23 protein-coding genes are annotated in these 25,722 nt (G+C 73.3%); 16 read left to right on the top strand and 7 right to left on the bottom strand.

All coding sequences use genetic code 11. The features are described 5' to 3' along the window. Positions 1-17 precede the first annotated feature (17 nt). The 5 genes from ACFTZC_RS33170 to ACFTZC_RS33150 all read left to right on the top strand — a co-directional run bounded on the left by ACFTZC_RS33170 (position 18) and on the right by ACFTZC_RS33150 (position 6,116). The gene (locus ACFTZC_RS33170; protein WP_382896087.1) at positions 18-1,220 is read left to right on the top strand and encodes a cytochrome P450; all 1,203 of its coding nucleotides are present in this window, start codon (positions 18-20) and stop codon (positions 1,218-1,220) included. Positions 1,221-1,487: 267 nt separating this feature from the next. Then, a complete protein-coding gene (locus ACFTZC_RS33165) occupies positions 1,488-2,498 on the top strand; it encodes an alpha/beta hydrolase (protein ID WP_382896053.1) in 1,011 nt (336 codons plus the stop codon). A 79-nt stretch (positions 2,499-2,577) separates the two neighbouring features. Further along, positions 2,578-3,609 (top strand): helix-turn-helix domain-containing protein, encoded by a 1,032-nt coding sequence (locus ACFTZC_RS33160; protein WP_382896051.1) that lies wholly within the window; start codon positions 2,578-2,580, stop codon positions 3,607-3,609. A 198-nt stretch (positions 3,610-3,807) separates the two neighbouring features. Continuing rightward, positions 3,808-5,319 (top strand): PLP-dependent aminotransferase family protein, encoded by a 1,512-nt coding sequence (locus ACFTZC_RS33155; protein ID WP_382896050.1) that lies wholly within the window; start codon positions 3,808-3,810, stop codon positions 5,317-5,319. A 35-nt stretch (positions 5,320-5,354) separates the two neighbouring features. Then, positions 5,355-6,116 (top strand): class I SAM-dependent methyltransferase, encoded by a 762-nt coding sequence (locus tag ACFTZC_RS33150; protein WP_382896048.1) that lies wholly within the window; start codon positions 5,355-5,357, stop codon positions 6,114-6,116. Positions 6,117-6,193: 77 nt separating this feature from the next. On the opposite strand, the gene ACFTZC_RS33145 is transcribed toward ACFTZC_RS33150, so the two are convergent. Both ACFTZC_RS33145 and ACFTZC_RS33140 read right to left on the bottom strand, forming a co-directional pair. Next, positions 6,194-7,171, bottom strand: coding sequence for a serine hydrolase (locus tag ACFTZC_RS33145; RefSeq protein WP_382896046.1), 978 nt, complete (start codon positions 7,169-7,171; stop codon positions 6,194-6,196). 97 nt (positions 7,172-7,268) lie between these two features. Continuing rightward, positions 7,269-8,612 carry a D-arabinono-1,4-lactone oxidase gene (locus ACFTZC_RS33140; protein WP_382896044.1) on the bottom strand — a complete coding sequence of 448 codons (1,344 nt, stop codon included), beginning with the start codon at positions 8,610-8,612 and terminating at the stop codon, positions 7,269-7,271. A gap of 151 nt (positions 8,613-8,763) precedes the next feature. Here ACFTZC_RS33140 and ACFTZC_RS33135 point away from each other — a divergent pair, with 151 nt between their 5' ends. After that, entirely contained in the window at positions 8,764-9,444 is a 681-nt protein-coding gene (locus ACFTZC_RS33135; protein ID WP_382896042.1) for a YoaK family protein, read from the top strand. 23 nt (positions 9,445-9,467) lie between these two features. Here the strand turns inward: ACFTZC_RS33135 and ACFTZC_RS33130 are convergent, their stop codons facing one another. Continuing rightward, complete coding sequence (locus ACFTZC_RS33130) at positions 9,468-10,034, bottom strand: NUDIX hydrolase (RefSeq protein ID WP_382896040.1); 567 nt, start codon at positions 10,032-10,034, stop codon at positions 9,468-9,470. A 130-nt stretch (positions 10,035-10,164) separates the two neighbouring features. Here ACFTZC_RS33130 and ACFTZC_RS33125 point away from each other — a divergent pair, with 130 nt between their 5' ends. From ACFTZC_RS33125 to ACFTZC_RS33095, 7 genes are all read left to right on the top strand, one after another. Next, positions 10,165-10,614 (top strand): hypothetical protein, encoded by a 450-nt coding sequence (locus ACFTZC_RS33125; protein ID WP_382896038.1) that lies wholly within the window; start codon positions 10,165-10,167, stop codon positions 10,612-10,614. A gap of 139 nt (positions 10,615-10,753) precedes the next feature. Then, a complete protein-coding gene (locus tag ACFTZC_RS33120; protein ID WP_382896036.1) occupies positions 10,754-11,980 on the top strand; it encodes a PLP-dependent cysteine synthase family protein in 1,227 nt (408 codons plus the stop codon). A gap of 119 nt (positions 11,981-12,099) precedes the next feature. Beyond that, on the top strand, positions 12,100-13,308 hold the full coding sequence (locus ACFTZC_RS33115; RefSeq protein ID WP_382896086.1) for an MFS transporter: 1,209 nt from the start codon (positions 12,100-12,102) through the stop codon (positions 13,306-13,308). A gap of 63 nt (positions 13,309-13,371) precedes the next feature. After that, on the top strand, positions 13,372-14,181 hold the full coding sequence (locus ACFTZC_RS33110) for a sulfite exporter TauE/SafE family protein (protein ID WP_382896034.1): 810 nt from the start codon (positions 13,372-13,374) through the stop codon (positions 14,179-14,181). Between the two features lie 55 nt (positions 14,182-14,236). Further along, a complete protein-coding gene (locus ACFTZC_RS33105) occupies positions 14,237-15,310 on the top strand; it encodes an ABC transporter permease (protein ID WP_382896032.1) in 1,074 nt (357 codons plus the stop codon). Positions 15,311-15,577: 267 nt separating this feature from the next. Further along, positions 15,578-16,105, top strand: a complete 528-nt coding sequence (locus ACFTZC_RS33100) for a DUF4232 domain-containing protein (RefSeq protein ID WP_382896030.1) — start codon at positions 15,578-15,580, stop codon at positions 16,103-16,105. A 168-nt stretch (positions 16,106-16,273) separates the two neighbouring features. After that, positions 16,274-17,056 carry a VOC family protein gene (locus ACFTZC_RS33095; protein WP_382896084.1) on the top strand — a complete coding sequence of 261 codons (783 nt, stop codon included), beginning with the start codon at positions 16,274-16,276 and terminating at the stop codon, positions 17,054-17,056. 89 nt (positions 17,057-17,145) lie between these two features. On the opposite strand, the gene ACFTZC_RS33090 is transcribed toward ACFTZC_RS33095, so the two are convergent. Next, positions 17,146-17,463, bottom strand: coding sequence for a UBP-type zinc finger domain-containing protein (locus ACFTZC_RS33090; RefSeq protein ID WP_365819473.1), 318 nt, complete (start codon positions 17,461-17,463; stop codon positions 17,146-17,148). A gap of 112 nt (positions 17,464-17,575) precedes the next feature. Then, entirely contained in the window at positions 17,576-18,373 is a 798-nt protein-coding gene (locus ACFTZC_RS33085) for a polysaccharide deacetylase family protein (RefSeq protein ID WP_382896028.1), read from the bottom strand. 524 nt (positions 18,374-18,897) lie between these two features. Here ACFTZC_RS33085 and ACFTZC_RS33080 point away from each other — a divergent pair. Then, complete coding sequence (locus tag ACFTZC_RS33080; RefSeq protein WP_382896026.1) at positions 18,898-19,377, top strand: hypothetical protein; 480 nt, start codon at positions 18,898-18,900, stop codon at positions 19,375-19,377. Between the two features lie 127 nt (positions 19,378-19,504). Here the strand turns inward: ACFTZC_RS33080 and ACFTZC_RS33075 are convergent, their stop codons facing one another. Further along, positions 19,505-20,704, bottom strand: coding sequence for a family 16 glycosylhydrolase (locus ACFTZC_RS33075; protein WP_382896024.1), 1,200 nt, complete (start codon positions 20,702-20,704; stop codon positions 19,505-19,507). A gap of 483 nt (positions 20,705-21,187) precedes the next feature. Between ACFTZC_RS33075 and ACFTZC_RS33070 the strand changes: the two genes are divergently transcribed. Together ACFTZC_RS33070 and ACFTZC_RS33065 are read left to right on the top strand one after the other, a co-directional pair. Continuing rightward, complete coding sequence (locus ACFTZC_RS33070; protein WP_382896022.1) at positions 21,188-22,042, top strand: endonuclease I family protein; 855 nt, start codon at positions 21,188-21,190, stop codon at positions 22,040-22,042. Between the two features lie 355 nt (positions 22,043-22,397). Further along, entirely contained in the window at positions 22,398-23,951 is a 1,554-nt protein-coding gene (locus tag ACFTZC_RS33065) for a PP2C family protein-serine/threonine phosphatase (protein ID WP_382896020.1), read from the top strand. 128 nt (positions 23,952-24,079) lie between these two features. Here ACFTZC_RS33065 and ACFTZC_RS33060 read toward each other — a convergent pair whose 3' ends face one another. Next, the gene (locus tag ACFTZC_RS33060; protein WP_382896018.1) at positions 24,080-25,579 is read right to left on the bottom strand and encodes a hypothetical protein; all 1,500 of its coding nucleotides are present in this window, start codon (positions 25,577-25,579) and stop codon (positions 24,080-24,082) included. Positions 25,580-25,722: the final 143 nt, after the last annotated feature.

Below are 25,722 nucleotides of genomic sequence, written 5' to 3'. Positions count from 1 at the left end.
TCGGGGCGGACGAGCCGCTGCCGCTCCTCGCGGTGACGGGCGCGCCCGACCCCCGGGAGGCCTACCGCGCGCTGCGCGCCCGGTGGGGCAATGTCGCCAGGGTCGAACTGGCGCCCGGCGTGCACGCCTGGCTGGTCCTCGGCTACCGGGAGCTGCTGACCATCACCCGGCAGGAGCAGATCTACTCCCGTGACGCCAGGAACTGGCGCGACCTCAACGACGGGGTGGTCTCCCCGCGGTCGAGGCTGCTCCCGATGATGGGCTGGCGCGCCAATGTCCTCGGCGCCGACGGCGCGGAACACCGCAGGCTGCGCCAGCCCCTCGACGAGGGGGTGGCGAGGATCGACCAGCGCCGGGCGCGCCGCCAGGTCGAGTCGGTGTGCACGGAGTTGATCGCGGGGTTCTCCCAGCGCGGCCTGGCGGACCTGGTGACCGATTACGCGACGATCGTGCCGATGCTCTCCATCGCGTCGCTCTTCGGGCTGAACAGCGACGAGGGCCAGCGGCTGCTGGGCTCGCTGGTCGCCGTGTTCGGCAGCGCGGACGACTCCCAGGACGGCAACCGGCACTTCGAGGAGATCCTCGCCGACGCGCTGCGGCAGCGGCACAGCAACCCGGCGGACGACCTGACCACGTCGTTCATCAACCATCCGAACCTCCGCAACGACGAGGAGCGGCTGCAGTCGATGGCGGTGATGATCTCCGCCGGTACGGAGGGCGTCCATGCCTGGATCTCGCTGGCGCTGCGGCTGCTGCTCACCGATCCGCGCTTCGCCGCCCGGATGCACGGGGGCCGGCTCGGGGTGGACGACGCGCTGGACGAGGCGCTGTGGCGCGACCCGCCGATGAACAACCAGCCCGCCCGCTACGCGCTCGCCGACACGGAGCTGGGGGGCCGGCTCATCCGGCGCGGTGACGCGCTGATCCTGGGGATCGCCGCCGCCAACGACGATCCGGTGATCCGTCCCGACGACGGGGTGAGCGAGCCGGGCAACCGCGCCCATCTCGCTTTCTCGGCGGGGCCGCACGTCTGTCCCGCGCAGGTGCCGGCGCGGCTGATCACCCGTACCGCCGTCAACACCGTGCTGCATCTGCTGCCCGACATGAAGCTCGCGATCCCCCCCGATGAGGTGGCCTGGCACCCGTCCCCGTGGACCCGGGTGCCGAAGTCCCTGCCGGTGGAGTTCTCCCCGGCGCGGATCCCGGCCCGCGGCGAGTGACCGGCGGTCGGCCGGACGGCGGGCAGCCCGCTGACGGCCGGCCGCCGCGGAAGGGCCGGCCGGCGCGGAGAAACCGACCGGCGCGGAAGGGCCGGCCGGCGGGGAAAGGACCGGCCCACCAGCGGGGACGGTCACGGAGGGGCGGAGTCCGGAACCCGCCGACCGGCGGGTGATCCCCGCCGTCCCGCCACTCCCGGTGGCCGTCGTCCCGGCGGCAGGATGGCCACCACCGGTCACGGGGACGTGACCACGGACAAGGGAGAGCCGATGACCGCCACCCCGCCACACCCCACCGGTTCCGACCGCCCGGTTCCGCCGCCCCCGCCGTTCGACACGGAGCTGGCGGCGGCGCTGGAGGTCATCACCGCCGGGATGGGCAGCGCGCCGGAGCTCACGGACATCCCGGCCATGCGCAGCACCGTAGGCTGGGGGCCGTCCGACGAGGAGCTGAGCCGGGACGGCGCCATCGCGTTCGAGGAGCGTACGGTGCCGGGGCCGCCCGGTGAGCCGGACATCTCGCTGCTCGTCTGCCGGCCCACCGGGACCGATCCGGCCACCCGGCTGCCCGCGCTCTACCACATCCACGGGGGCGGCATGATCGTCGGCGACCCCAGGACCGGCCTGGAGGGCCCCCTCGACTGGGCGCTCGCACTCGGCCTGGTCGTGGTGTCGGTGGAGTACCGGCTCGCCCCCGAGCATCCCCATCCGGCGCCGGTGGAGGACGCGTACGCGGGGCTGCTCTGGACGGCGGAACACGCCGCCGAGCTGGGTATCGACCCCGCCAGGATCATTGTCGCGGGCGGCAGCGCGGGCGGTGGACTGGCCGCCGCCGTCGCCCTGCTCGCCCGCGACCGGGGCGGTCCCGCGCTCGCCGGGCAGATGCTCATGTGCCCGATGATCGACGACCGCAACGACACCCCGTCGAGTTTCCAGATGGCGGGACTCGGTGTGTGGGACCGGGCCGCGAACCACACCGGCTGGACCGCCCTGCTGGGCGAGGCGCGCGGCGGCCCGGACGTCTCCCCGTACGCCGCTCCCGCGCGGGCCACGGATCTGTCCGGACTGCCGCCCGCGTTCATCGATGTCGGCTCCGCCGAGACCTTCCGGGACGAGGACGTCACGTACGCCTCCCGGCTGTGGCAGGCGGGCGGCCGGGCGGAACTGCACGTATGGCCCGGCGGCTTCCACGGTTTCGAGGGGATGGCGCCGCAGACCGCGCTCGCCCAGGACGCCAGGGCCGCCCAGCTCCGCTGGCTGACCCGGTTGTTGGAGAACTGAACCCGGCCCCCGGGAGAGGGAACGGCGGACGCCCGCACCCGTGTTTGGCCGCGGGCCTCCGGCACCGCAGGATGAGGGCGTGAAGGAGCTCGCGGGCAGACTCGCCGCGCTCGACCCCGACGCCGGGGCGGCGCTCCACGTGATCGCGTACTTCGACCGGCTGGTCGAGGGCCGGGCCGGCCTGGAGGCGCTGGTGCGCGGCGCCGCGGTGCTCTCCGGCTGCCCGGCCCGGCTGGTGGACGAGGAGCGGGGGGTACGGATCCGGGTCGGCCCCGACGGCGTACGCCTGGACGGTGGCGCACCGCCCGGTCCCCACTGGATGTCGGCGCCGCTGGAGCCGGGCGGCGTCCCCGCGGTGTGGCTGGAGCTGGCGACCCCGCCCGGCCCCGGTGGGGTCCACCCGATGGTGGTGGAACGGCTCACGGCAGCCGCGCGGGCGGTCCTCGACCGGACCCGGGGCCGGGCCCCGATCCGGCGGCCCGGTGACGATCCGGCCTCGGTGGAGGTACTGCTGGACGCGTCCGCCCCGGCGCCCGCGCGGCGGCGGGCGGCCGGACGGCTCGGGCTGGGGAACACGGCCCTGGCCCGTGCGGTGGCGGCGGCCGGGGCGCCGCCCGCCGTCGAGGCGGTGCCCGGACCCGAGGCCCGGCCGTCCGGGGCCGGGGGACGGCGGGCCGGGATCGGTCCCGCCGTGCCGGTGCTCGGCCTCCCGGCGTCCTGGGCCGCCGCGCGCGTCGCGCTGCGGTTCACGGCGGAGGGCGACGAGCGGGACCCCGGCCCGAGGACGGTGTACGCGGACGACCTGGGCTCCCTGGTGCTGTTGGCGGACGCGGTCGGCGCCGGGGCCGAACCGGTGCCCGACGTACGGGCGCTGGAGCGCGCGGTGGCCGCGGCGCCCTGGGCGGCGCTCACGCTGCACACGGTCGCGTTCGCGCCGAGCCTGCGCGCGGCGGCGACAGAGCTGACCGTGCACCACTCGACGCTCCAGGACCGGCTGGCCCAGGCGGAGCAGTGGCTCGGCTGGCCGGTGCGCGACCCGTACGGGCGACTGCGGCTCCAGTTGGCGCTCATGACGCGGCGCCTGCACCGGGCCCCGGGGCTCCGGCCGTGAGCACCACCGGATCCGGCGTTCGGCCCGCGCCGTTCGCCATGGTGCCGTTCCCGCGTCGTGCCGTTCCCGCGTCGTGCCGTTCCCGCGTCGTGCCGTTCCCGCGTCCGGACAACCGGACATCAGTCCATTTTCCTGAGAGAAGTCTGATTGGCCGGATTCCGCATACCACTGCATGACCAATCTCATTACAGTGGCCCGATGAATGGATTGCCGCCTCTCAGCAGCCATGCCACCGGCCGCATCTCCGCCACCCGGCTGGCATCCCTGCTCGGGCAGTGGCACCGGGGCGGTCCGCGCAGCGGCGGCCACGATCTGGCCGACGCCCTCGCCACGCGCGTCCGGGACGGCAGGCTGCCGCCGGGGACACGGCTGCCGTCCGAGCGGGAGCTGGCCGGTGCGCTCGGGGTCAGCAGGACCATGATCGGCGCCGCGCTGGAGCGGCTGCGGGACGCGGGGCTGGTCGCCTCCCGGCAGGGTTCCGGGTCCTGGACGGCGGCGCCGCCCGGAGTACGTCACCCGGGCACCGGGCTGCCGGACGGGGCCGAGCTGATCGACCTCACGCGGGCCTCCCCCGGCGCCGCGGACGGTCTGCTGCCGGCCTTCGAGGCGGCGCAGCGGGCCCTGCGGGAGGCGCTGCACGACGAGACGTACGACGATCTGGGCATCATGCCGCTGCGCGAGCGGCTCGCCGCCCGTTACACGGCGCGGGGGCTGCCCACCGCGCCGTCCGAGATCATGATCACCAATGGGGCGCACCACGGTTTCGCCCTCGCGCTGCGGCTGCTGGCGGGGCCCGGCGACCGGGTCCTGGTCGAACAGCCCGGCTATCCGCACGCCTTCGACGCGGTGACGGCCGCGCGGGGCCATCTGGTGCCCGTACCGGTCGATCCGTTCGCCGCGTCCGGCTGGGACATCGACGGGATCGCGGCGACGCTCCGCCAGACCTCGCCCCGGCTGGCGTATCTGATGGTCGACTTCCACAACCCCACCGGGCGGCGGATGGCCGCCGAGGACCGCGAGCGGCTGGGCGCCGTGCTGGCCGCCACCCGGACCTACACGGTCGTCGACGAGTCGGCGGTGGAGCTGGATCTGGGGGGCGCGGAGGGCGGGAACGGGGCCCCGGGCGGAACCGGGTACGGGGACGGAACCGGGTACGGGGACGGGTGCCGGACCGGAGGCGCGCCGCCGCCGCTGGCCGCGTTCGCGCCGCGCTGGACGATCACGGTGGGCTCGCCCGCCAAGACCCACTGGGGCGGGCTGCGGATCGGCTGGATCAGGGCCTCCGAGGAGCTGATCGGCCGGCTCGGTGCCATCCGGGCCTCGCTGGACCTGGGCTCGCCGCTGTTCGAGCAGCTCTGGCTCGCCGGGCTGCTCACCGACCCCGTGCCGTGTCCGGGACCGCGCCGCCGTGCGCTGCGCGCGCAGCGGGACGCGCTGGCCGGTGCGGTGCGTGCCGAGTGCCCCGACTGGTCCTTCCGTACGCCGGAGGGGGGCGTGAACCTCTGGTGCCGGCTGCCGGAGCCGATCGGTTCGCGGCTGGCGGGCGCCGCGCGGCAGCACGGCGTGCTGCTGACGCCCGGCGCGCGCTTCGGGGTGCAGGACGGTCTTGAGCGGTGGCTGCGGCTGCCCTTCGCCCAGCCGCCCGACCGGTTGCGGGAGGCGGTGCGCCGGATCGCCGCCGCCCGCGCCGGGCTGACGGGTGCCCCGTGAGGGCGCGCGCCGCGCGGTGGATATTCTGAGCGGTGATGTTCACCCCTGAGGGCCCGACCCTTCGCGAACTCGCCGTGCAGGCGCTGTCGTCCGTCGAGCACGGCTACGACCTGCTGGCGCCGAAATTCGACCGAACGCCGTTCCGGACGCCCGAGCCGCTGCTGGACGCGGTGGTCCGTGCGGCCGCGCCGCTCGGCCCCTTCCGTACCGGTCTCGACATCTGCTGCGGGACCGGCGCGGGGGTGGCGGTGCTGCGGCGGCTCTGCACGGAGCGGGCCACCGGCGTCGACTTCAGCGCCGGGATGCTCGCCGTGGCGCGCGCCACCCTGCCCGGCCTTCCGGACCCCGACGCGCCGCCGGGCCGGTCCGGCTCCCCGGCCGTGGACTGGGTACGGGCCGACGCGCGCGCCCTGCCGTTCCGGGACACCTTCGACCTGGCGGTGAGCTTCGGGGCGTTCGGCCACTTCCTGCCCGGCGAGCGGCCCGTGCTCTTCGCCCAGGCGTACGCGGCGCTGCGGCCGGGCGGCAGGTTCGTCTTCCCGGTGCCCGCGCCGCCCCGGGTCGGCTCGGCGGCGTACTGGGCGATGTGGGGGTTCGACGGGGCGATGCGGCTGCGCAATCTGCTCCGGCACCCGTCGTTCGTGATGTACTACCGCACCTTCCGGCTGCCCGATGTGCTGGACGACCTGGCCGGGGCGGGCTTCACGACCGCTCTGCTGCCCCTGCCGGAGCTGGGGACGCGGTCCGACGGCAGCCCGCGCTGTGTCCTGGTGGTGGCCACCGCCGCAAAGCCGTGAGCCACGCCGCGCCACGCCCGCGCCCGGGACGCCGTGCGCCGGCAGCTACACCCGCGTCCGGGAGGACGTGAGCGGCGCTACACCCACTCCCGGGAGGCCGAGACCGCGGTGGTGGCGGCCTTCTCCACCAAGGAGATCCCCGCCTCCATGCTGACGCTGCCCCGGGAGAGCACGGCGAGCAGATAGGTGTGCCCGTCCACCACGATCCGGCCGATGCTGTTCACGTCCCACAGGCCGGTCGCGCTCCGCGAGAGCCAGCCGTTCTTCAGCCCGGTCACCGTGCCCGCCGCCGAGACGCCCCAGTCCTGGCCGGGTTCTATCCCGCCCATCAGGCTCCGTACATACGTACGGGAGGCGGCGGTCAGGGGGGAGGTGGCGTCGTCGCCGAAGACCGCCGACAGCAGGGCGATCTGATCGGCCGCGGTCGACTGCGTCAGCCCCCACAGCGGCCCGCTGCCCGCGGTGGTGCCGGTCATGCCGAGGCGCCGGTTCGCCGCGTCCAGACCGTCGCCCTTGCCTATCGCGCGCCACAGCGCGTCCGCGGACTCGTTGTCGCTCACCTTGATCATCTTGGTGGCGCGGGTCTTCTCCGCCGTGGTGAGCGCGCGGTGCTCGTCCTGCGCCTGGAGCAGGAGCGCCACCAGGATGTTGACCTTCACGATGCTCGCCGTGTCGTACGTCGCCGTGGTCTTCCCCACTCCGACGCCGTAGTCGGCCTCGCGGCCGTCCTTGAGATCGATGAGCGCGACCGAGACGGACGCCTTGGCGGGCTTCGGCAGGGCGGCGAGCCGCCGCGTCAGGACCTGGTCGGGGTCGACCGTCCGCGAGGACGCCCCGGCGCGGGACGACGCGGCCGACGGCGACTCCAGGGCGGCGGTGGCCGACCGGGTGAGTCCGCCCGACCGCGGAACCGCGTCGGAGTCGCCGCGGACCGGCGACGGGAAGCCCGTCGCCGTCCACACGGTCAGGCAGACGACCGCGGCGGCGGCCGCCGGGAAGGCGGCCCGGCGCGGCAGGGAGCCGCGACCGGAGGGGGCGAGACGATGACGGGACATGGCGGTGAGGCTAGGAACCTCGACTGAGCCTTGTCTGTGGCGCAGGTTAAGTTTCTATGACAAATCTTCTGACACACCATCGAATCGGTGATTTGCGTCACTTTCCACCAGGAAAGTAGCGGTCGAGCAGCTCGTTGCGGAACACACCCCGCGGATCGAGCTTCGCCGTCAGCGCCTCGAAGTCCGCGTAGTGCTCGTACAGCTCGCGGACGTGCTCGGGCCCCATCACGAAGAGCTTGCCCCAGTGCGGCCGGGTGGCGAACGGCGCCAGTGCCTCCTCGATGGCGGCCAGCACCGGCGTCACCGCGTCGGTGTCCGGGACCCAGGTGAAGTGGAAGGCCACCGTGTCCCGTCCGTACGCCGGGCTGAGCCACAGGTCGTCGGCGGCGACGGTGCGTATCTCGCCGATCTGGAGGACGGACGCGATCCGCTCCCCGATGCGGGCCAGCGCGTCGAACGCGGCGGGACCGTCCTCCCTGGCCACGAAGTACTCGCTCTGGAGTTCGTCGCCGCTGCTCGGGACGTAGCCGGCGCGGAAGTGGGGCAGCCGTTCGTGCCACGGCCCCGGGACACCTCCCTGTTCGGTGCAGGTGGACGCGTCCATGCCGGGCACCGGGTGGCGGGGGCCGTCCGCGGCGACGGCGCCGAGCCAGGTGTCCGGCGCGGGACCGTCGCCGGGGACGGGGCCGTCAGTGCTGACAGCGCTGACAGCGCTGTCGGTCCGCTGCTTCAGCCACAGCTGCGCCGCGCCGTCGGGGCGCCAGTCGGTGAAGACGCTCACGCTGTAGGCGGCGGTCAGGATCTCGTCGAAGTGTTCGCGCAGCCGCGCGTACGCCAGCCCGTCGTACACCCACTGCCGGATCTCGTAGGCCGGTACGAGACCGAGCGTCATCCGGGTGACCACGCCCAGGGCGCCCAGGGCGATCACGGCGCCGGGGAAGTCCGCGTCCCCGCGGGCGAGCCGGAGCGGTTCGCCGTCGGCGGTGACGATCTCCAGCGCCTGTACGGCGGAGGCCAGCGTGCCGTTGCCGGCCCCCGAGCCGTGGGTACCCGTGGAGCAGGCGCCGGCGACGGAGATGTGCGGGAGCGAGCCGAGGTTGTGCAGGGCGAGGCCGGCGGCGTGGACGGCGCCGGTGAACTCGGCGAACCGCATCCCCGCGCCGACCGTGACCGTGCGCGCCGCCGTGTCGACCTCCACGGTCGCCGGCAGTCCGGCCACCGAGACCAGGTCGCCGTGCGTGTCGGCGATCGTGTTGAACGAGTGGCCGCTGCCGAGCGCCCGTACCGCGTCGGAGCCCGCGACGATCTCCCGCAACCGCTCCACCGACGCGGGGGTGTGCAGACGCGCCGCCCGGAAGGTGATGTTGCCCGCCCAGTTCCGTACCACCGGCGGTACGGAGGAGTCGCGCGGATCTTCGGTGCGTCCGGGCTGCTGCGGCACGGAACTCTCCTTCGCTGCGTCGGGGCGTGGGGGACCATGCCCGCTCGGGGTTCTTCTTATCAGGACCGTGACCTGCTTGGTTAGGGTCCGTGGCGTGCCGCGCGGTACGCCACGGAGGAGTACGGGCGCGGCAGAGAGCAGGTGGGTCCCGGTGACCGAGGAACTTCCCGTGGGGCGCCGGTGGGCCGTCGGGGCGCTGCTGGTCATGACGTTCGCGACCGGTCTGGTGGACGCGGTGAGCTTTCTGCGGCTCGGCCATGTCTTCGTCGCCAACATGACCGGCAATGTGGTCTTCCTGGGATTCTCCGTCGTACGGAGCGATCAACTGCCGGTCGTCGCGCCGATCGTGGCGATGACGGCCTTCGTGCTCGGGGCGTTTCTCGGCGGTCAGCTGAGCAGGATCCTCGGTGACCGGCCACGGCTCTGGCTCGGCGGTGCCTTCGCCGGGCAGGCGGCCGGTCTCGCGCTGACGGCGCTGCTGCTCGGTACGGGGGTGCTGCGCGCCGAGGGCCGGCAACGGCTGGCGGTGGTCGCGCTGCTCGGGCTCTGCTGCGGGCTGCAGAACGCGACGGTACGGCTACTGGGGCCCCGGGACCTGACCACGACGGTGCTCACCCAGACCCTGACGGCGCTCACCGCCGAGAGCGTGCTCGGGGCCGGGACCGGCGCCAGGCCGCATCGCCGGGCCGGCTCCGTGCTCGCCATGTTCGCCGGGGCCGCCTGCGGGGCGCTGCTGCTCCAGGTGACCCTGGCGGGGGTCGTGGCGCTGGCCGCCGCGCTGGTGGCGGCCGTTTCCTGGGTCTTCTCGCGAGGGCCGCGCCCGGCCGGCTGACCCGGCGTCGGCCGGGCGGCGGGTCAGCCGGCCGCCGTCACCAGCAGCCTCTCGACACGCCGCAGCGCCTCGCGGACGTTCTCCTCGCCGGTAGCCCCGCGCGCCTCGGCCGGGGTCATCCAGCGCAGCGGGGCGTCGGGCCTCTCCGGGCGGACCGTGTCCGGCTCCGCGGTGGCCAGCACGTACCGGAGATCGGCGTGTTCGTGCGCGGGCTCGCCGCCGCCCGCGGGCACGGGCACGATCACCACCTGGACGAGGGACGCGTCCGGGCACGGCGTCAGATCGCGGAGCCCGGTCTCCTCGCGGGCCTCCCGCAGCGCGACGTCCAAGGGGTCGGTCTCCCCCGGGTCGCCGTGGCCGCCGACCTGGAGCCAGGTGTTCATCCGGGGGTGACGGCGCATCAGTACACGTCCGCTGCCCGGGTGGGTGATCAGGGCCGAGGCCGTCACATGCAGCGGGAGGGAGCGCAGCCAGGGGTCCTCGGCGCCGCGCGCGAGGTCCCGTACGCGGGTGACGTCGGCGGCCTCCGCCGGGTCGTCGGGCCGGTATCCCGCGAGCACCTCGTCGATCCGTCGCCCGGCTGTCCGCATGCGCCTCTCCCTGATCTGGGTTCTCGGTTCCCGTTGGCCGGGCCGAGCGTAAGGAATCGGGTGGGCCGGTGTCCTCCGTTTTTCCGGCCCGGCGAGCACAGCAGGTCACCGATCGCATACGCTGCGCGACATGAGTGGTGCGAGCGGCGGGGCGACCGGCGGTCCGAGGGCACACCCCAGGGCCTGGGCCGTGCTGTTCACCGTGCTGGCCGCGCTGCTGCATGTGCTGGGCTGCGCCCATGGCCCGGTCCCGGCCGCCCCGTCGGCGGGTGTCCCGGCCGGCCTGTCGGTCGTGGCGTACCAGCCGTCCGCCGCTGAGCCCGCGCTCCCGGCCGCCGGATGCGCGGGACGCGCCTCGCACGGGGCGTCGTCCTGTACCGACACGGACGAGCCGAGCGTGCTGCCGCAGCGCCCCGACGCGTTCGCCGCGGCGACGGCGGACCGGACCCTGCCGGGGGACACGGCCGTACGGAACACGGCGGTCCCGCCCGTGCACCCGGCGCGGGACGGGGCGCCCGCCGGAGCTGGGGCGGAGCCGGACCACCGGCGGCGCGCGGCCCTCGGGGTGTGGCGGAACTGACGGCGGTCACGGGCCGCTGACGGCGGGCCGGGCGCCGGTGCGTCCGCGCCGTCCGCGGCCCCGACGGCCGACCGACTGTTCCGAGTTCACACCACCAGGACCGGGCGCCCCGCGCGTCCGGCCGCAGGAGACCGCGCACATGAATCCGTTCGAAACACCCGCCGACGCACCCGTCGGCGCGTCCGTCAGGACCGCACGTCCCTTCCCCGGCCGCCTCGGCGCCCCGTCCGCGCTGCCCGCGCGGAGCCCCGCGGGGCTTGTCGGCGACACCCCGACCCTCTGGGTGGGCGCGCCGTTCACCGCCGTGGAACGGGGGTTCTGGGCCAAGCTGGAGGGCCACAACCCCGGCGGGATCAAGGACCGTACGGCGCTGTACATGGTGGCGCGCGCCCGCGAGCGGGGCACACTGCGCCCCGGCGCGCGCATCGTGGAGTCCACCTCGGGCACCCTGGGCCTCGGGCTGGCGCTGGCCGGGGTGGCCTTCGGTCATCCCGTCACCGTGGTCACCGACCCGGGCATGGAGCCGCTGATGAGCGGTCTGCTGACCGCGTACGGCGCCGACATCGAGCTGGTGCGGACGCCGCACCCGGTGGGCGGCTGGCAGGAGGCGCGCCGGCTGCGGGTGGCGGAACTCCTCGCCGCGGACCGCGACGCCTGGTGCCCCGACCAGTACCACAACCCGGACAACGTGGCCGCGTACCGGCCGCTCGCCCATGAGCTGATGGCCCAGCTCGGGCGCGTCGACACCCTGGTCGTCAGTGTGGGCACGGGCGGGCACTCCGCCGGGATCGCGTCCGTGCTGCGCGACCGCTTCCCCGCCCTGCGCGTGGTGGGTGTCGACACCACCGGCTCGACCATCTTCGGCCAGCCCGCGGCGCCCCGGCTGATGCGGGGGCTCGGCAGCAGCATCCATCCGCGCAATGTGGCCTACGGCCTCTTCGACGAGGTGCACTGGGTGGCCGCTCCCGAGGCGGTCTGGGCCGCGCGGCTGCTGGCGCGGGCGCGCTATGCCACCGGCGGGTGGAGTGTGGGGGCGGTGGCGCTGGTCGCGCGCTGGCTGGCCCGGGTCCGGCCGGTACGGGAGCGGATCGTGGCGGTGTTCCCCGACGGCCCGCAGCGCTACGTCGGCACGGTGTTCGACGACGCGTACTGCCGTGAGCACGGGCTGCTGGGGGTGCGCCCCGCCGAGGAGCCGGAGGAGATCGCGCACCCGGGCGCGCGGACGGTCACCCGGTGGACGCGGTGCACGACGGTGGTGGATCCGCTCGCGGAGCCCGTCCGCACCCCGAGTGCGGAACCCGTCCGTACCCCCGGTGCGGCGACCGGCGTGGACGGCGTCCCCGGTACGACGGGAGCCGCCCGGTGAAGCGGGGAAGGACACCGCGGACGCCCTCCGGCGGCGCCTCCGGGGCGGCAGCGGGCCGGAACCCGGTCGCGGGGGTGTGGGCCGGCACGCTCTCCTTCTCGCCCGCGGCACGGCTGCTGATGGCCAATCAGTTCGCCATCAATCTCGCCTTCTACATGCTCATGCCCTATCTCGCGGCGCATCTCGCCGGCGGGCTCGGACTGGCCGCGTGGGCGGTCGGGCTGGTGCTCGGCGTACGCAACCTCTCCCAGCAGGGCATGTTCCTCATCGGCGGCACCCTCGCCGACCGGTTCGGCTACAAGACCCCGATCATGGCGGGCTGTCTGCTGCGCACGGCGGGCTTCGCCCTGCTGGGCTGGGCGGACCAGTTGCCCGCGCTGATCGTGGCCTCGGCGGCGACCGGGTTCGCGGGGGCCCTGTTCAACCCGGCGGTGCGCGCCTATCTGGCCGCCGAGGCGGGTGACCGGCGGGTCGCCGCCTTCGCAACCTTCAACGTCTACTACCAGGCGGGCATGGTGCTGGGCCCGCCGGTCGGCCTGCTGCTGCTCGCCGCGGACTTCCGGCTGGTGTGCACGGCCGCCGCGGTGATCTTCGCCGCGCTGACGGTGCTCCAGTGGCGGGCGCTGCCGGCCCGGGGCGGCGCGGGGAGCCCCGGCGGGCCCGGGGGGCTCACGGCGCAGTGGCGCACGGTGCTGGCCAACCGGCCGTTCCTGCTCTTCTCGGTCGCCATGATCGGCTCGTACGTACTGACGTTCCAGGTCTATCTGGCGCTGCCGCTGGCGGCGTCCGACGCGCTCGGCCCCGCCGCCGAGAAGGCGACCGGCGCGCTGTTCGTGGTCTCGGCGGTCGTGGCGGTGGCGGGTCAGCTCCGGCTGACGCGGTGGGCGACGCGGCGGTGGAGTCCGCACGGGGCGCTGGTGCGGGGGCTGGCCGTCATGGGGCTGGCGTTCCTGCCGCTGGCGCTGGTCCCGGCCGGGGGCGGGCGCGGGGCGCGGCTGGGGGTGCTCGCCGCGCTGCTGGCGGCGGTCGTCTCGCTGGCCGTCGGGAGCGCGGTGGTGTACCCGTTCGAGATGGACACGGTGGTCGCGCTCTCCGGCGACCGGCTGGTCGCCACGCACTACGGCCTCTACAACACCGTCTCCGGGCTGGGCATCACGCTGGGCAATCTCGCCACCGGTGCGCTGTGGGACCTCGCGGAGCGCCATGACGTCCGCTGGCTGCCCTGGACGGTGCTGACCGTGACCGGGCTGGCGTGCGCCTCGGCGGTGGGTGCGCTGGCGCGCGGCGGCCGGCTGGAGCGCCCGGTGCCGGGGCCGGTGCCTGTCTGACCGACCGGGTGCCGTCCCCGCCCGACGGTCCGTGAAGTCCGGGGCATAGCATCGGTTGCCGCAATGGACATCTCTTGGTGGGAAATGGCCGCGCTGGCCGCGGCGGCGGCACTCGTCGGCTTCTCGAAGACAGCGGTGAGCGGCGCGAACACGGTCAGTCTGGCCGTGTTCGCCGCCGTGCTGCCCGCGCGTGAGTCGACGGGGGTACTGCTGCCCGTCCTGATCGTCGGCGATGTGCTCGCGGTGCTCATGTACCGGCGCCACGCCCACTGGCCGACCCTGTGGCGGCTGTTCCCCGCGGTCGCCGCGGGGGTGGTGCTGGGCACGCTCTTCCTCGTCTGGGCGGACGACGCGGCCGTCCGTACGTCGATCGGCGCGATCCTGCTGCTGATGGCCGGGGTCACGGTGTGGCGGCGGCGCGCCGCCCGGAAGGCGGCGGAGGCGGAGGCGGCAGACGCCGACAAGGACGGCGGCAAGGACAGCGAGGGTGGCGGCGACGATGTGTCCGGGTCGCCGACCGGCCGGCTGAAGGCGCGTTCGTACGGTGTGCTCGGCGGCTTCACCACGATGGTGGCCAACGCGGGCGGTCCTGTCATGTCGCTCTATCTGCTCTCCGCGGGCTTCGCGAAGCTCGGCTTCCTCGGCACCTCCGCCTGGTTCTTTCTGATCGTCAACACGTCGAAGCTGCCCTTCAGCGTGGGGCTCGGGCTGATCGACGGGCCGTCGCTGCTGCTGGACGCCGTGCTCGCGCTGTTCGTCATACCGGGCGCCCTCATCGGCAAGGCCTGTGTGGACCGGATCGACCAACGGCTCTTCGAGCGGCTGGTGATCGGGGCGACGATTCTCGGGGGTCTGCAGCTTCTGCTGCGCTGACACCGCACACCAATACCGTCCGATATGTGCGGTTCACGTGGTTTACGGTGCTCTCATGGACGCGGATCACGAAACCGGCCCCGGTCCCGAGTCCGGCGCCCACCGCGCGCCGCGCTCCCGGACGAGGGCGGCGGAGCGCTGGAGGGCCTTCACCGCTTCACCCTTCCTCCCCGCCGTCGTGCTGATGTTCATCCTCGCGGCGGCGGCCGGGCTCTTCGCCGGCTCGTACACGTACAACATGGCGAACCCGACGCCGCGCCGTATCCCCGCCGCCGTGGTGGGCCCCACCGACACCGCGGAGGCCCGCGCCTTCGTGGGCGGCATGGAGAAGGCACTCGCCGCGTCGCTCGAACTCCACCCCTATCCCACGGACGCGGCGGCCCGCCGCGCGGTGGAACAGCAGGAGGTGTTCGCGATCCTGACGTTCCGGCCCACCGGAGTGGACTTCGCCGTCGCCGGCGCCGCCGGGGCGTCCGTGGCGCAGGTGCTCACCGAGACGGCCGCCGCGGTGAGCAGAGCGGTGGGGGTGCCCGTACGGATCAGTGATGTGAAGCCGCTCCAGAAGGGGGACCCGCGCGGGCTCGCGCTCTTCTACATCTCGCTGGCGGCCGTGATCGTCGGTTTTGTCGGCGCCATCCAGCTGAGCGTCCACGCCCGGGGGCTCGACCCGGGTGAGCGCATCGCGTTCACCGTCGCGTACTCGCTGCTCGGCGCCTTCGCCATCGCCTCGGTGGTCGACTGGCTGCTGGGCGCGCTGCGGCTGCCGTTCGCCGAGTCGTGGCTGATCCTGGCGTTCACCATGTTCACGTCCGGCATGGTGTTCACCATGTTCAACACCCTGATGGGGCGGTGGGCGATGCTGCCCACCTGGGGACTGATGGTGCTGCTGGGCAACCCGTCGTCCGGTGGTGCGGTGTCCTGGCCGCTGCTGCCGTCGGTGCTGGGCCATATCGGGCGCTGGCTGCCGCCGGGGGCCTCGGTCAACGCCCAGCACACCGCGGTGTACTTCGGGAACGCGCAGCATGTGTTCCCGTTCGCCGTGCTGGCCGGCTGGGCGCTGGTCTCCTGCTGCGTGTTCTGGTTCTGGCGCCACCGCCACCCGGGCGGCCGGACCGCCGAGGACACGTGACGGGTGTGACCGGACACCGGTGACCGGCACAACCTCTGTGGCCCTCCGGGTGTCCTACAGGTCAAGCGGCACAGCGCGACCGACTCCGGGCGAACACAGATCCGGTACGGACACCCGGTCGAGACCGTGCCGTGACGACCGATCGCCTGTCACCCTCACGTGTCACCGGTCCACTTCACGTGCCACCGGTCCACGGAACCACGGATCCAGCGTCTTGGACCGGCGGATCCGCGGACCGGCGGCCCCACCGAAACGGGGAACCACACCATGCGTATCCGACCCGCCTTCGCCGCTCCGGCGGCCACCGCTCTCGCCCTTCTCCCAGTCCTCACCGGCGCCCCGGCCGCCGTCGCCGCGGCGCCTTCCGCGGCCGTCGCCGTCTGCCGCGAGGGCGCCGTCACGGTGACCGCGGCCCGGTCCGCCACCCCCCACGTGGTGCGGATCAGTGTGACCAACAAGGGCGGCGCCACCTGCGTCGTCGACCGCGTCCCCACCGTCACCTTCGGGGATCTCGACGGCGCCGCGCAGCCCGTGCCGCCGGCCGGGAGCGCACCGTACCGGCTGGCCGCCGGCGCCTCCGCGTACGCCGCGGTCCGCACGCTCGACCCGGCCGCCGAGGAGTCGCGCACCGTCGCGTACCTGACCGTCTCGGGTGACCCGTCGCACCGCGGCACGCGCTTCGGCGCGGCGTCCGTGGGCACCTCCGGCACCATCCGGGTCTGGGAACCGGTCACCACGCTGTGGCAGCCCACCGCGGCGAAGGCCGACGCGGCCCTGGCGGCCGCCACCCGCTGACGTCCGCGCCCGGACGCCCGGACCGGGGTGCGGACATGCCCCCGGCCCGGCGGGAAGTCACGCGCGGCCTGGCAGAGTAAAGACACCAACAGCGGCAATACGTATGAGCGAGACGTGTCTGACGAGGGCGGAGTGTGCGGTGTGGAGCGGGAGCAGGAGCGGGACAAGATGGACTCACAGACGGTGGCCGGCGCTCCCTGCTGGGTGAGTCTGCTCGCGCGCGAACTGCCCGCGGCTCAAGCGTTCTACGGTGACGTGCTGGGCTGGACGTACCGCCCCGCCGGGCTGGGCGAGGACTTCTGCGTCGCGCTCTCCGACGGGATGGCCGTCGCGGGGATCGGCGCGCTCGCCTCGTCCCTCCAGGTCGCCGTCGCGTGGACGCCGTACTTCGCGGTGACCGACGTGGACGAGGCGGCGGCCAGGATCAGGGAGCGCGGCGCCACGGTCGCGGTGGGGCCGCTGGCCTTCCACTCCGGCCGTGCGGCGCTCGCCACCGACCCCGACGGGGCGGCCTTCGGGATCTGGGAGGGCGCGGTGCGCTCCGACTGGACGGTGGGCCGGGGCAGTGCGCCCGCGTGGCTGGAGCTGCGGACGCGCGACACACGGGACGCGGCCCGTTTCTACGGTCAGGTCCTCGGCTGGGCACCGGAGAAGCAGGACGGCTTCACACTCGTCCACGAGGACGACCACGCGGTGCTGCGCCAGGACGAGCAGATCGTCGCCAAGATCCGCGGCGGCGCCGTGCAGGCCACACCGGATCCGCAGCTCCGGCCGCGCTGGCATGTCTACTTCCGGGTTCCCGAGGCGGCCGGGTCCGTGGCGGCGGCGCTGGACGCCGGGGGCGCACTGGTCTCGCCCGAGGACACCTCGCCGGTCCCGCGGGACACACCGTTGCGGGAGGCGACGCTCCGCGATCCGGACGGCGCGCTCTTCACCGTCACCTCGGGCTGACCCACACCACACATCACTCCGGCGGGGCGTTGACTCTCACCCTGGACCTGAGGGTGAGAGTCAACGCCCCGCCGGAGTGTGTGGCACGGTCAGACGGGGCGCTCCGGACCCACTCCCTCGACCTCGAAGACGATCTCGTCCTCGTAACACCACCACCAGCCCTCGCCGGGTTCGTACGAACGGATGAGCGGGTGTCCGGAAGCGGCGTAGTGGGCGGTGGCGTGCTTGTTCTTGGAGGAGTCGCAGCAACCGATGTGGCCGCACGTCTGACACTCCCGCAGATGCACCCACGTGTCCCCCAGGGCGACACACTCCGGGCAGCTGTCCTCGCTGTCCGGGGTCACCTCCTCGACATCCGCGAGATGGGCGCAGATCGGGCTGCCCGACCCCGCTTCGCTGTTCGCCATCACGCCGCCTGTCCGACCCGCACAGGTCTCCTGGAGATCCATTACCCTCACCGTACGACCGGTCCCCCGCCCCCGCCAGCAGAGGAACCGGCGGAGAAGGCGGCCTGCCGCCTCAGGGCTTGTAGACCTTGCCGGGACCGGCGGTACCGGGGGCCAGCAGCTCGGGGACCGTGACGAAGGTGTAGCCGCGCTCCTTCAGTTTCCCGATGATGCCGGGGACGGCGGGCACGGTGCCGTCGTAGATGTCGTGCAGCAGGATGATGCCGTCCCGGTCCGCCTGGTCGAGGATGCGCTTCTCGATGAGGGCGGAGTCGGTCGTGGCGTAGTCCTTGGCGGTGGCGCTCCACATGATCTGCGCGAGCCCGAGTTCGCGGCTCACCTCGGAGACCTGGTCGTCGGTCCGGCCCTGCGGCGGGCGCATCAGCGTGGGCCGGTGGCCGGTGATCTTCTCGACGGCTTCCTGGGTGCGGGTGAGCTCCTCGCGTACGCCGTCCGCGTCCAGCTCCGTGAGGATCTTGTGCGACCAGGTGTGGCTGGCGACTTCGTGCCCCTCGTCCGCGATCCGGCGCACGAGATCGGGGTACTTGACGACATGGTCCCTGCCGAGCAGGAAGAAGGTCGCGTGGACCTTCTCCTTCTTCAGGATGTCCAGCAGTTGAGGCGTGTGTTCGGAGGGGCCCGCGTCGAAGGTCAGGGCTATGCAGCGGGCCTTCGCGCAGTCGACGGCGCCCGGGGCGAGGGCCGCCCCCTTCGTCGCGTCCTTCCTGGCGTCCGCGGGGGTGTAGCGGTCGTACGACGTGCAGCCGCCCAGCATCAGCGCCAGTGACGCGACCGCCACGACCGCGGTGGAGGCGCGCTTTCCGGACGCCCCTAGGTGACGAGACACGACAAACCCTCTTTCTCGGGGCATGCCGCAGCCACGGCCGGGCGTCCGGCCGACGGCACCCGGTCCGCTCACGGCATGACGAAGAACCGGCGCGCCCAGGGGCGCCGGTGGCGGTGAATGAACCGCGTCGCACTATACACACGAGGTATACACGCGATGCATAGTGGAGCGAGGGGCCCCTGACTCCGTTCCGGGAACATTCCGTGCCGGCGCCCCGTTGAAAGGGGTGAGGGTGTGGGTGGAACTGAGTCCCCGGGCCCACCTGAGAAAAGCCTGTGGGGAAGATCGTTCGGCTGAAGCCCCATGGAGCGCACCGCCGCGAGGCGACCGCCATCCGCGCCCTCCCCTGACGACCCCGACCGGCGTCCCCCCGTCCGGTCGGGGTCTCGCCATGTCCGCGGGCCCGGGCAGGCTGGGGACGCAGGGGCCTAGGCCGCCCGGGCCGGTGCGCCGCGGGGTCCTGGGCTGAGAGGATCGGCCGTACGGGTCCCTCCCGGAGCCGGGGCGGACCACGGACGTGCGCAAGGGCGGGGGCGGGAACGGTGGCGATGGCGGCCGAGGGCGGAGCGGAGCGGCCCGGCGGGTTCGAGGCGGCCACGGGCGACGGTCCGCCGCCCGCCTCGGCGCCCCGCGAGCGGGCGGCCGAGGTGCGGATCGCGTTCGAGGGGCTGCTCCAGATCAGGCGGCTGACCCACACCGGTCCCGGCGATCCCGCGGCCGTTCCCGCGCCCTGGGAGCTGCGCCGGCCGGTCCGGGCGGTCGCGCTCGCGCTGGAGGCGGCCTCGCTCGCCGCGTCGGCGGTGGACGCCTCCGGCGAGCGGACCGCGACGGGGTACCGCGTGTCGCCGGGTGAGCGGGAGGGCACCGTACGGGTGGAGTGGCTCGGCCCGCACGGCTCCGGGGCCGCGCGGCAGGAGGAGCGTGCCCTGACGGAGTGCGCCGCCGCGCTGGCACCGCTGGGCTGGGAGGCCCTGCTCTACCGCGGCCCGCGGCGCCGCCGGTTCCTGGAGGTGGAGCCCGCGCCGTAACCCCGCGCCCTGGCCCCACCCCGGGCCCCCGCCCCCTGGCCCCGCGCCGGGCGCATGCCACGGGGGCCCGGCGGCACGCGTCGGCGTACCGTCGGGCCCCCGGGTTCCCGTCCGCTTCCGGCCCGGGTCAGGAGCGGTTCACGGTCCACTTCTGGTTCGCGGTGCCCGCGCATGTCCAGATCTGGAGCCGGGTGCCGTCGGCCGAGCTGTTGCCGGTGGCGTCCATGCACTTGTCGGCCTGGACGTTCACGATGTCCCGCGCGGCGGAGATCCCCCAGCGCTGGTTCCCGCCACCGTTGCAGTCCCAGAGCTGCAACGGGGCTCCGTCGGCGGTGCTGTTGTCCTTCACCGTCAGGCACTTGCCGAAGGCCCGGATCGTACCGTCCGTACCGACGGTCCACTGCTGGGCGGCGACGCCGTTGCAGTTGTGGAGCTGGATGGGCGTGCCGTTCGCCGAGCTGGCCCCGGCCACGTCCACGCACATGCCGCCGATCCCGGTGATGGTGCCGGTGGTGCCGCCGGAGCCGCTGTCGCCCGTGGTGACGCGTACGTAGTCCACGACGAGCTGGCCCGGGAAGGGCGTGCTGCCGTCGGGGTCGCCGGGCCAGTAGCCGCCGACCGCCAGGTTCAGGATGAGGAAGAACGGCTTGTTGAACGCCCAGGCGCGTCCGCCGAGATCGGCGGGCGTCCGGCGCTGGTAGACATTGCCGTCGACGCTCCAGGTGATGGAGTCGGGCGCCCAGTCGACCGCGAAGGTGTGGAAGGCGTCGGCGAACGCCTGGCCGCCCGGGAGGGTGTAGCCGGCGCCGATACCGCCCGAACCGGAGTAGCCGGGGCCGTGCAGGGTGCCGTGGACCGTGCCGGGTTCGAAGCCGACGTTCTCCATGATGTCGATCTCGCCGCTGTTGGGCCAGCCGACGCTGCCGATGTCGTTGCCGAGCATCCAGAAGGCGGGCCACATGCCCTGTCCACGCGGGACCTTCATCCGCGCCTCGACGCGTCCGTACTGCGCGGTGAACTTGCCGGAGGTGTTGAGCCGGGCCGAGGTGTACTCGCACCGGCCGTACCAGCACTGGTAGTTGCCGGGGTTCTCACGGCGCGCGGTGATGACCAGATTGCCCTGGCCGTCGAGGGCGGCGTTGCGGTTGCCCGCCGTGTAGTACTGCCGTTCGTGGTTGTTGACGTTGTCGCCGGTCTCGATCTGCCACTTTCCGCCGTCGACCGCCGCTCCCGCCGGACCGTTGAAGTCGTCGTTGAAGGTCACGGCCGCCGCGGCGGCGGGGGCCGGATCGGGCACGGCGGCGGAGGCGGGTACCGCCGTCAGCACGCCGGTACAGCAGAGAAGAGCGAGCGCGCACAGCGTCGCTCGGCGTCTCAGGGAGATTCGCACGGGGCATCACATCACTTCACGTGGGGGGCATGAGCATGACAAGCCGCCCCGGGCGGCATGCGCGGCGAGCGCAGGGGAAGAGGCCGCCCCGGAGAGTTCTGTCCGCCAATGATTTAAGACAGGGAGTGACGCAGCGTCAAGCAGTTGGTATGGACCAAAGTTCGCCAGACCCGCCACAACTTCCCCGTAAACCCCGGCAAATCAGCGGCAACAGGGGCGCGCGACCGTCAACTCGCGCTGCACCGAGCCCGTCACCCCGTTCGGCAACTTGACCTGCACATGGCTGACACGAGGTGTTCACACACCCACACAGGTGCTGTGGAAAACTCCCGCTGAACCGTTTCCTCATGACCACCGCGGCACCCGCCCCCACCCTGTGGTCGTGTGCCGCGACGGCCCCCCGGAGAGGACAGCTCCCTCATGTCCCGTCGCCATCTCCCCACCCGACGCGCACTGTTGGCGCTCGGCGCCGCCACCGCGGTGATCGCCACCACGGCCGCCGCCGCACCGGCGGTCACCCCGTCCCGGACCACGGCCACCACGCCGGCCACGGCCACCGCGGCCTCCTCCACCGCGGCCACCGCCGCACTGGACGACACGTACTACCAGAACGCGATCGGCAAGAGCGGGGCCGCGCTCAAGTCCGCCCTGCACACGATCATCAAGGACCAGACGAAGATCTCGTACGCGGCGGTCTGGGACGCGCTCAAGAACTCCGACCAGGACCCCGCGAACTCCTCGAACGTGATCGAGTTGTACACGGGCAAGTCGATCTCGAAGTCGAGCAACGGCGGCAACACGGGCAACTGGAACCGTGAGCACGTCTGGGCCAAGTCCCATGGCGGCTTCGGCGAGGCGACCGGCCCCGGCACCGACCTCCACCACCTGCGCCCGGAGGACGTCCAGGTCAACTCCATCCGCGGGAACAAGGACTTCGACAACGGCGGCAGCGCCGTCTCCGGCGCGCCGGGCAACTACACCGACTCCGACTCCTTCGAGCCGCGCGACGCGGTCAAGGGCGATGTCGCCCGGATGATCCTCTACATGGCCGTCCGGTACGAGGGCGGCGACTCCTGGCCGGACCTCGAACCCAACGAGAAGGTCAACAACGGCTCCAGCCCCCTGATGGGGAAGCTGTCGGTCCTGAAGCAGTGGAGCGACGAGGACCCGCCGGACGCCTTCGAGAAGCGCCGCAACGACGTCATCTACAACCAGTACCAGCACAACCGCAACCCGTTCATCGACCACCCGGAGTGGGTCGAGTCGATCTGGTGACCGTGCCGCGGCGGCGTGCGCCCACCCCCGCGTGAACGGACGGTCCGCACGCCCCGGCCACCCACATGAGCCCGCTGATGGACATGTACGCATGACTCATGCGTACATGTCCATCAGTCGTTGCGGCCGGGGAAGTCCCCGATACCGGGTGCGATCGCCCTGGTTGGCGTCGGGTTGACGCATACGCGCGACCGCCGCATGTGGCATGAGGAGAATCAACCAGCCTGCGGCATATGCCAGAAGCACCACCGGATCGAGTGTTGCCAAATGCCTTACGGGCACGGGGCGCTTGTGCAACAGTCATAACGGTCCATCATCCAGACCAGGCCGTGCCGCGCCCGTATCGGAGTACGAGATGCCGTCCCCCCTGTTCGCGGACCACCCCGTCCCGCAGCCTGTCGAGCGGGAGACGGTGGACGCGCTCATCGCCAGGACCCGCGCGCTGCGCGGGGACGTGGAGGCGGTGCGCCAGGACAACGGGACGGACGACGAGACCCTGCGGCGCTGGCAGCGGGCGCTCTGCGATCTCGCGGTACGCCAGCTGGACCATCTGGGCGCACACCTGGACCAGCTCAGGGCCGGCCGTCCGGAGATCCTCCCGGCGGACGGCCGCGTCGAGAACTGCCCCGCGGAGGACGGTGCCGCTCCGGACGGCCGTCCCTCCCCGGACGCTCCCCCGCGGGGACAGCGGCACACACCCACGGCATGTGCCACGGGTACGGCGGGGGCCGGCGCCGGTCTCCCCCAGGAAGGGCCGGCCCGCGCGGCCCCGGTGCTCGGCCGGGTCGGCAGCGCCGAGTGGAACCTCCTGACCGACGAGGTGAACTGGTCGGAGGAGATGTACGGAATCATCGGCCGGGCGCGTGAGCGCGGGCCGATGACGCTCGACGAGCTGCCCTCCCTGGTCTTCGCCGACGACCAGTCGCTGCTCACGGGCATGGTGACGGACTGCCTGATCGACGGGAGGCCCATCGACGGCGAAGTACGTGTGGTCAGGGCCGACGGCCAGGTCCGTACGGTGCACATGATGGGCGAGCCGGTGCTGGACGCCGACGGCTGCACCGCCTCCTTGTGGGCCGTGCTCCGCGATGTCAGCGCGCTGCGCAGGAGCGAGCGCGCGGTGCGCGAGAGCGGCCGGTCGGTCCAGCGCGCGCAGCACATCGCCCAGACCGAGCACCGGCTCGTGACCGCGTTGCAGGAGGCCGTCGTCCCGTCGCGACGCGGCGCGCTGCGGCTGTCGCAGAGCGGCCCGGCCGCGCTGGAGCTGTCCGCGCGCCATCTGCCGTCGGCGGCCGGTCCGCCGGGCGGCGGGGACTGGTACGACGCGCTCGAACTGCCCGGCGGCGACACCCTGTTGACCCTCGGTGACCTCACCGGGAGCGGCCTCGCGGCGGCCTCGTCCCTGGCGATGCTGCTGGGCGCGGTGCGCGGGATGGCCGTGGCGGGGATCGAGCCGGGGGCGCTGCTGGGCCATCTCAACCAGCTTCTGGACACCACGGAACAGCCCGTGCTGGGCAGCGCGCTCTGCGCCCGGTACCGGCCGGCGACCGGGGCGCTCTCCTGGGCGCAGGCGGCGTGCCCCGCCCCGCTGCTGTTCCGCGACGGGACGGGGCACGCGCTGACACCGCCGGACGGCGTGCTGCTCGGCGCGACCTCGGGGGCCGGGTACGAACAGGCCGAGGCCCGGCTGGAGCCCGGGGATGTACTGGTGCTGCACACCGACGGACTGACCCGTGAGGGTGAAGGCACCGGAACGCGCCGGGAACGGCTCCTGGCTCTGGCGCCCCGGATGACGGGAACGTCGACGGCGCAGGAGTGGGTACGGGCGATCGGCGAGGAGTTCGGCATGGCCGAGCGCTCGGACGACGCCTGTGTGATGGCCGCCAGGATCGGCGGGGAAACGCGCTGAGCAGCGCCGGGTGGAGCCTTCGCGGATTCCTTCCGTGAGCGGTGAGCCCGCCGTGGTGAACTGTGGTCTGCGAGACCGCTGTGGTGACTGTGAGCTGTCAGCTGTGCACGCGTGCGCCGCTCAGGGCCTCAGATGTCGGCCCGGCCCGGTTCCGCCTTCCTGCCCGGGCTCTTCGGCAGCGCGCGTGCGATCTCCTCGCGCAGTTCCTCGATCTTCTCGTACCCCGCGTACTGGCCGGTGAGCCGGTACATCTCCCGCAGCCGGTCCCAGGTGCGGTGCGAGGAGGTCTCCCCCATCGACACCAGCGCGAGCCGCGCGTAGCGGTCGGCCTGTTCCGGATCGTCCGCGATGAAGCAGGCGGACGCCAGCGAGATGTAGTCGAAGATCTTGGACCGCTGCCGTCCGCCGCCGCGCAGCTCCAGCGCCTCCTTGGCGTGGCCCTGCGCGATCTTCGCCGCCTTCGGGTCGTGTTCGGCGAGGGTACGGAAGGCCAGCGCCTCCATGCCGTGGAGGTCCGCCTCGTCGAACATCTGCATCCAGCAGGGCGGCGGGACGTCCCCCTTGTCCGAGACGAAGAGGTCCTCCGCCTCGCCGAGGGTTCTGCGCATGGCCTGGCCGCGTCCCATCGAGGCCTGGGCCCAGGCCTCGATGGTGCGGAGCATGGCCTGGGTGCGGGGCAGATTCTCCTCCCCGGAGCCGGACTTGGCGAGCTTCATCAGATCGAGGGCCTCGTCGGGCCGGCCGAGATGGATCATCTGGCGGGCCGCCCGGGAGAGCGCCTCGCCGGCCCGGGGGCGGTCCCCGCCCTCCCGCGCCGCGTGGGTGGCGATGACGAAGTACTTCTGGGCGGTGGGTTCGAGGCCGACGTCGTGGGACATCCAGCCCGCGAGGACGGCGAGGTTGGCGGCGACGCCCCACAGGCGCCGCTGGAGATGGTCCGGGTGGCGGTAGGCGAGCATCCCGCCCACCTCGTTGAGCTGGCCCACGACGGCCTTGCGCTGGAGTCCGCCGCCACGGGCGGCGTCCCAGGCGCGGAAGACCTCGACCGACCGCTCCAGTGCCTCGATCTCCTGGGACCCGATGGGGGCGGCCTCGTAGCGGTCGAACCCGGCGGGTTCCGCGTTCAGGTGATCGTCGGCGGGTGGAGGGCCGGAGGAAGGTGCGGGGTCGGCGTGCAGCCAGTCGGTCAGAGTGCTGGTGAGTACGGTGCCTGCGGTGAGCGCTGCACCCGCGCCCACCAAGCCGCGACGGTTGAGCATGAGGTCCATTCCCGTGAATTCGGTGAGGACCGCTGCCGTCCGGTCGGGCGCCCAGGGCAGGGCGTCGGGGTTGTCCGCGTTCCCGGAGTCCCGTCGTTTCCCCGCGCGTCCGTTCCGTGCGAACCCGAGGTCCTCGATGGTCACGACACGACCGAGCCGCTCGGTGAACAGCGTGACCAGCACTCTCGGTACCGGATCGCGCGGAGTCTCCCCCATGTCGATCCAACGCCTCACCCGCGAGGTGTCGGTGGCCAGTTGGGGGTGGCCCATGGCCGCCGCCTGCCGGTTCACCAACCGTGCGAGTTCGCCCTTGGACCAGCCGGCCAGGCCGAACAGATCCGACAGACGGGTGTTGGGTTCACCGCTCACGTCAAGCCCCCAGGTTCTCGGCTGACTTGACAGTAACGCTCAGTCAGGTACCTGGCGACTATTCGCCAGGGTTCGCCAGGGTGCGCCAGATGGTGTGCCACCCGTTCGCCGGTGTCGAGTAGGAACGCGCCACCCCGGCCCGG

Source organism: Streptomyces sp. NPDC056987 (assembly GCF_042673865.1).
Classification (GTDB): Bacteria; Actinomycetota; Actinomycetes; order Streptomycetales; family Streptomycetaceae; genus Streptomyces.
This window is presented reverse-complemented; position numbering and strand designations above follow the sequence as displayed.

Coding starts and splice junctions, on each gene's coding strand:
- ACFTZC_RS33080 (WP_382896026.1), top strand. CDS start 18,898: ATGGCGGCCGAGGGCGGAGCGGAGCGGCCCGGCGGGTTCGAGGCGGCC.
- ACFTZC_RS33165 (WP_382896053.1), top strand. CDS start 1,488: ATGACCGCCACCCCGCCACACCCCACCGGTTCCGACCGCCCGGTTCCG.
- ACFTZC_RS33090 (WP_365819473.1), bottom strand. CDS start 17,463: ATGGCGAACAGCGAAGCGGGGTCGGGCAGCCCGATCTGCGCCCATCTC.
- ACFTZC_RS33105 (WP_382896032.1), top strand. CDS start 14,237: ATGGACGCGGATCACGAAACCGGCCCCGGTCCCGAGTCCGGCGCCCAC.
- ACFTZC_RS33130 (WP_382896040.1), bottom strand. CDS start 10,034: ATGCGGACAGCCGGGCGACGGATCGACGAGGTGCTCGCGGGATACCGG.
- ACFTZC_RS33085 (WP_382896028.1), bottom strand. CDS start 18,373: ATGCCCCGAGAAAGAGGGTTTGTCGTGTCTCGTCACCTAGGGGCGTCC.
- ACFTZC_RS33070 (WP_382896022.1), top strand. CDS start 21,188: ATGTCCCGTCGCCATCTCCCCACCCGACGCGCACTGTTGGCGCTCGGC.
- ACFTZC_RS33100 (WP_382896030.1), top strand. CDS start 15,578: ATGCGTATCCGACCCGCCTTCGCCGCTCCGGCGGCCACCGCTCTCGCC.
- ACFTZC_RS33110 (WP_382896034.1), top strand. CDS start 13,372: ATGGACATCTCTTGGTGGGAAATGGCCGCGCTGGCCGCGGCGGCGGCA.
- ACFTZC_RS33120 (WP_382896036.1), top strand. CDS start 10,754: ATGAATCCGTTCGAAACACCCGCCGACGCACCCGTCGGCGCGTCCGTC.
- ACFTZC_RS33115 (WP_382896086.1), top strand. CDS start 12,100: ATGGCCAATCAGTTCGCCATCAATCTCGCCTTCTACATGCTCATGCCC.
- ACFTZC_RS33095 (WP_382896084.1), top strand. CDS start 16,274: ATGGACTCACAGACGGTGGCCGGCGCTCCCTGCTGGGTGAGTCTGCTC.
- ACFTZC_RS33125 (WP_382896038.1), top strand. CDS start 10,165: ATGAGTGGTGCGAGCGGCGGGGCGACCGGCGGTCCGAGGGCACACCCC.
- ACFTZC_RS33150 (WP_382896048.1), top strand. CDS start 5,355: ATGTTCACCCCTGAGGGCCCGACCCTTCGCGAACTCGCCGTGCAGGCG.
- ACFTZC_RS33145 (WP_382896046.1), bottom strand. CDS start 7,171: ATGTCCCGTCATCGTCTCGCCCCCTCCGGTCGCGGCTCCCTGCCGCGC.
- ACFTZC_RS33155 (WP_382896050.1), top strand. CDS start 3,808: ATGAATGGATTGCCGCCTCTCAGCAGCCATGCCACCGGCCGCATCTCC.
- ACFTZC_RS33065 (WP_382896020.1), top strand. CDS start 22,398: ATGCCGTCCCCCCTGTTCGCGGACCACCCCGTCCCGCAGCCTGTCGAG.